At 61.9% G+C, this 5807-nt stretch carries 4 protein-coding genes and 1 pseudogene; 4 read left to right on the forward strand and 1 reads right to left on the reverse strand.

Annotation, left to right across the window (positions count from 1 at the left end):
- Positions 1 to 375, reverse strand: a pseudogene (locus tag KAY22_RS23345) (hypothetical protein); the annotation flags it as partial.
- A 353-nt stretch (positions 376 to 728) separates the two neighbouring features.
- Between KAY22_RS23345 and KAY22_RS23350 the strand changes: the two are divergent.
- The 4 genes from KAY22_RS23350 to KAY22_RS23365 all read left to right on the forward strand — a co-directional run.
- On the forward strand, positions 729 to 2813 hold the full coding sequence (locus tag KAY22_RS23350; RefSeq protein ID WP_231729299.1) for a ParB/RepB/Spo0J family partition protein: 2085 nt from the start codon (positions 729 to 731) through the stop codon (positions 2811 to 2813).
- Positions 2814 to 2920: 107 nt separating this feature from the next.
- The gene (locus KAY22_RS23355) at positions 2921 to 4600 is read left to right on the forward strand and encodes an ATP-binding protein (RefSeq protein ID WP_066213782.1); all 1680 of its coding nucleotides are present in this window, start codon (positions 2921 to 2923) and stop codon (positions 4598 to 4600) included.
- Between the two features lie 71 nt (positions 4601 to 4671).
- Positions 4672 to 4899 carry a hypothetical protein gene (locus KAY22_RS23360; protein WP_066213784.1) on the forward strand — a complete coding sequence of 76 codons (228 nt, stop codon included), beginning with the start codon at positions 4672 to 4674 and terminating at the stop codon, positions 4897 to 4899.
- Positions 4900 to 5018: 119 nt separating this feature from the next.
- Positions 5019 to 5807, forward strand: a 789-nt coding sequence (locus tag KAY22_RS23365) for an ArdC-like ssDNA-binding domain-containing protein (protein WP_296625552.1), incomplete at its 3' end; no start/stop codon positions are given.

Consider the following 5807-nt stretch of genomic DNA (forward strand, 5'->3'; position numbering starts at 1 on the left):
CTCCCGCAAATCCAGGAACGCCTCGGGGACATAAAGCTGCGCGCCCGATGCGATGAAGCCGATTTTGCGATCCACCATCTGACGGCGGATCGCGTTCGGGGCACGGTCGAGTAGCAAGAGCACCAGGTCGGCCCCGAGTTCGCGCTGAACCAGGTCGCGGTGCTTCAAATACTGCGCCGTGGCCCCTGATCCCGGCGGCAGGATCTCCTTGATGGCCATGAGCAGCAGCGTGCGGCCATTCAGCGAACCTTGCCAGATCGCGTAGCGGTCAATGATGAAATGAGGCAGATTGGTGGGTGCGACCGGCACGAGGCCAAGCCGCTCTCCGAACGTGTCATCGACATACGCTTCCGCAGCCTCGGCGAGCGCTTCCAACCGCGCTTCAGGGACTCGTTCTAACATCACAAGGCCTATCTAACATTACTACTGTTAAAAGTCTATTGTGATGTTAGATTGGCGGGCGCCATACAAAAAATAGCTCACGATACAGCGGCCCGGAACCCAAATTCTCCGCATGCAGGCCGGCGCAGTCGGTGCAGATGCGCCCTCCGCGTGAGGTATAAATCCGGCATTTATGCCTCACCGTCCGAACAAGCCGCATTGGCACACCGCGCCATTAGGCGTCCGACGTTGCCGTTCCAAGACCAGGGAAATCCTGAAACCGTGAGGGGAGGGGGGCTGGAAGGGGTTGAGCCGATGGGCTCGGCCATTCCGGTCTCAGGAGAACCATGATGAACGATATCCAGATGATCCCACTCGGCAAGCTGCGGCTTTCCGAAGCCAATGTCCGCAAGAACGACAGCAACCTCTTTATCGAGGAATTCGCCGCCAGCATCGAGGCCAAGGGCCTGCTGCAGAACCTGATCGTTGTCCCTGCCAAGAAAAAGGGGATGTTCGACGTTACAGCCGGTGGCCGCCGCCTGCGCGCGTTCAATTTTCTTCTCGCGGGCGGCAAGATCGACAAGGGTTACGAGGTGCCCTGCAGGGTGCTCGACATCGATGCCGCTGAGCAGTCCGAACTGTCGTTGATCGAGAACATCATTCGTCTCGACATGACCCCGACCGATGAAATCCGCGCCTACAAGCACTTCGTGGGCGAAGGCAGCGATCTCGACGCGATCGCAAAGCGCTTTGGCCGGACACGGCGGTTCATCGAGGGCCGTATGCGGCTCGCAGATTTGGCCGATCCGATCTTCACCGCGCTCGAGGAAGGCAAGATCACGCTGGACGTTGCCAAGGCCTACGCGACAAGCCCGAACCGTGAGCGCCAGATGCTGGTGTGGAACGAGCTGTCGAACAGCTGGCAGGGCAACCAGCCCGACTCCATTCGCCGCATGATCACCAACAGTGCGATCAAATCCAATTCGCCGATCGCCCGCCTCGCGACCGAGGCAGAATACCTCGCGGCTGGCGGCCGCATCGAACGCGACCTGTTCACCGACGACGCCAGCGAGACCTGGATCGATCCCGAGATCGCCCAGCGCATCGCGGGCGAGAAGCTGCAGACCTTCGCCGCTGATGTCGCTGCGGGTAGCGGCTACGCTTGGGTCCGTCCCGTCCTTGAAACCCGCGTGCCTTACAGCGCCAGCGAAGAACTCCACCAGGTTCACCTCGATCCAGCGCCGCTCTCGGACGAAGAACAGGCCCAGGCAGATCACTTGCTGGAAACCATCTCGGCGCTCGAAGCCGAAGGCGAGAATATCGACGAGGACGACGAAGTTGGCGCAACCGACTTCCAGGCACGTTGGGACGCCGCAACTGCAGCCTATGACGCGATCCACGACAAGCCGCCTGTGATACCGGACGAACTCAAGCCCAATGTCGGCTGTTTCATCACTATCAATGCCGATGGCACACCGGTGATCGACAGTGGCCTCTACAGCGACAAGCCGATGCAACGGCGCAAGGCGGCGGGTCCGGGCGGCGCGGAAGGCAATGGCGAACCAGTTGACGACAACAAGCCAAAACCGCTGTCGCAAAAGCTGGTCGACGAACTGGCGGTGCAGCGCCGCGATATCCTCGCGATCAATCTCGCTTCGAACCCGGCGATCGCGCTCGACTACATGATCTTCGCGATTGCCGATGCGGGCCATACGTACGGCGCGCAGGCGCATGGCACCACGATCCGGGCTCCTTCGCCTTCGCTCTATCTGGCAAACTACCCGGAATCCCCGGCGCACATGCTGATGGCCGATATGCGCGAAACGCTCGACACTAGCTGGACCGAGCACGACCGCACCGTCGATCGGTTTACCGCCTTCAGCGCGCTCGACGACGATGCCAAGGCGAGCTGGCTCTCCTACTGCGCCGCGCGCAGTCTCGAAGCCAGCATGGGTGCGCCGCGCAAGCCCGGCCAGTCCGGCGCGGAACCCATCGATCTCCACGATCATCTGGCGAGCCTGATGGCGATCAACGCGGCAAGCCACTGGCGGCCGACCGCGGCCAATTACTTCGACCGGGTCAGCAAGCAGACGCTGCTCGCGCACATCAACGAAGTTGGCGGTCCGACCATGGCGGCGAGTTTCATGGGCTCGAAGAAGGGCGACCTCTCGGCCTCCTGCGAACGACTGTTCGCGGGCGAGACCATCGTGGCGCCTGAGGTCAAGGAAGCCGCGCTTGCATGGGTTCCCGATCATATGCGGTTCCGCGTCATCGCGACCGGGGAGGCTGCAAGGGAAGGTGGGGTCGAGCCGAAGAACGCGGCCGTGGTTGAAGTCTCTGACGAACCCTCCGGCGAAGGGGCTCCAGAGCATGTCGGCGAGGACGAACTGTCCAATGACGCCGTCGATGAGCCCGAATTGCTCGACGCCTGACCGCCTCGCCTGACTGCACCACCTGATTTTCCGGGCAAACTGGCCGCCGCGCATCCTGATTGTGATGCGCGGCGGCCCCCATTTACGCATAGGAAGGCTTCGCCCCCATGAATACCACCGCCAAGCTGCGCGCCCGGGTCTCGCCCGAGGCGATCTCCAAAGTCACCCGCATTTTCAACGGATCGCTCGACGATATTTTCAACGAACTGCTGCAGAACGCCCGCCGTGCTGGCGCGAGCATGGTCGCCATTTCGGCGCTGCATCTCGAAGATGCTTGCGTGATTACCGTCAGCGATGACGGGGCGGGGATCGACGATCCGGCCAATCTCGTTTCGCTTGGCCAGTCGGACTGGTCGGATGAGTGTCGTGCCCGCGAGGACCCTGCCGGGATGGGCTTTTTCAGTTTGGCCGGGCGCGACACTGTCGTCAGTTCGGCCAGCGCCACAGCGTCGTTCTCGCTGGCGATTACCGGACCGGCCTGGACGGGTGAGGCCGACATCGATGTCCTGCCCTGGCAGGGTCCGCGCGGAACAACGATCTCCTTCACCTTCGACGCCATCAGGGATGGGCACCTCGACCGAGCAGTCAAAGCCGCTGCGTTGCATTTTCCGCTGCAGGTGACCTACAACGACGAGCCACTGCCGCGCGTTGATTTTCTCAAAGGCGCGCATGCCGTCCTCGAGCGCGAAGGCTACCGCATCGGGGTCTACAAAAACGTCAATCTCGATCATGTGCCCACGATCAATTTTCACGGGCTGACGCTCAGGCACAAGCTGCCGAGCATCAAGGAAGTCCACCACACGCTATGGCGCGTAAAGGTCGATATCATCGACGCGCCCGAGCTCGTTCTTGTCCTTCCGGCCCGCAAGGAAATCTACCGCAACCCCGCGCTCGATCGGCTCATGGAGATTGCCACCGATGCGATTTACTCTGCGATCAGCAAAGAACCGTTCCATCGCCTTGCCCACAAGGACTGGCTTGCCGCGCGGCTTGCCGGTTGCGGGCTACCCGAAGCAGCAAGGCAATTACCCTCCTGGCAAGGACACTGCGCGCGCGACAGTTACCATGAAATCGCGCCCTATGCCGAAATTGATCCGACGGCAGCCATTTATGATGACGGAGACGCCTGCGATTCCGTGACTTTCGGCCGTGCCATCGCATTCTCGCACGGCGATGACCGCTCCATCGATTCCAACCGGCTCATTGCGCCCGCCGACATCACCTTCTTCGCGGCCGTGCCGCAGTATCAGGGCTACAGTTGGTACGTTGCGCTGTCCTGCTACGCCCAGACTGGCGTTACCCATCGTCAGCACGACGGATCCGAGACAGCTTGCGAGACTGATGCGGTGACCTTCCGGCCCGATGTCATCACGATCGAATTGACCGATCAGCATGACAAGCGCCTCAATCTGCTGTCCGATTTTGCAATCCAGGAAGGCGAGAACTGCTGGTCTGACGCCGACGAGGCGCGGATCGCCTTGACCCGCACCGCCAGTATCGATCCCGGCGATCTCACCGAACTGATCATCGATGCCATCTTTTCGCCATCGGACGATTCCGACGCCGACAGCTACGATACGCAGGAAACCCGGTTCCGCCATGACGCAGCGGTGCGCGCCCATGCCATTCTCGAAGGCGAGGACGCGGCCATCATCGCGGGCATCCGGATGGCGTTCGCCGACCGCGTTGCCTGGCGCATCCCGCACGGGCGTACGCTTCAGCTCAGCTGGTCCCACGAGAATACCAGCCTTGAACTTCGCGCCGCGAGCGATGCGAAGCCCCAATAACGGGCGCCTGAACCTGACGCCGCCCGGATTGCAGCCGTGGTTGGTATCCCACACTTCGGGGAGCAACTGCCATGAAGTTCAACTACCAACTGACCGGCACGATCGACGTGACCGAGGGCTCGCGGCTCAATGCCACCGGGACCGCGATCATCCTGCCCGACGGCAAGACTCTCAGGCTCTGGGAAGCATGGGAAAGTCATCCCGCCGATGAAGACGACCATACCGACCTGTCATACGCGGACCTTGTCCGTATCGGCATTCATTACGACACGCTGTCGACGGCGTTCGAGGAAACTTGAGGCGGGCGAATGGACCGGCATGCCTGCCGAAACGCCGAGAGTGGAAGAGGGGGTGGGGGTTCGGGTGACGGTTTGAAGGTGCGGGAGCGGCCTGCACCGGCCGCCCTCGGAGATTTCCCATGAGCCGCACCCGGCCAGTGATAGCGCGCCCCGACGTCGCCCAGACCATTACCGACCTGATCCTCGAGAAGATCGAGCAGGGCACAGCCCCCTGGCTCAAACCCTGGTCGGCGTCCAGCACCAGGCCGCTGCGACATCAGGGCATCCCCTATACCGGGATCAACAGCTTCTTCCTGTGGGCCGTCGCCGATACCACGGGCTACACCAGCCCTTTCTGGATGACGTACCGGCAGGCCAGCGAGCTTGGCGGTCAGGTCCGCAAAGGCGAAAGCGGCTCGTTCAGCGTCTACTACAACACGGCGCGCAAGTCCGACACTGACCAGCTCACCGGGGAAACCACCGAAAAGACGATCCGCTTCATGAAGTGGAACCACGTCTTCAACGCTTCGCAAATCGATGGCCTGCCCACCCACTATTATCCCGAGCCGCCCGATCCTCGGGCGATCGGCGAACTCTCCGCCAATGTCCGCGCGTTTCTCGACGCCATCCCCATCAAGGTGGTCCACGGCGGCAGCAGTGCGCATTACACCCCAAGCACCGACACGGTCACGTTGCCGGATCCCCATGCGTTCCATTCGATCGAGGCGTATTTCTCGACGAGGTGCCATGAGCTGACCCACGCCACGGGCCATGGCTCGCGTCTCGATCGTCAGTTCGGCAAGCGCTTCGGGGACGACGCATACGCGGCGGAAGAGCTGCTCGCCGGGCTGGCGCAGTCGATTCTGTGCGCCGAATACGGGCTGCCGAATGAACTCCACGACAGCCACGCTTCCTACATTCACCATTGG

The organism is Rhizorhabdus sp. (assembly GCF_018006725.1).
Lineage (GTDB): Bacteria > Pseudomonadota > Alphaproteobacteria > Sphingomonadales > Sphingomonadaceae > Rhizorhabdus.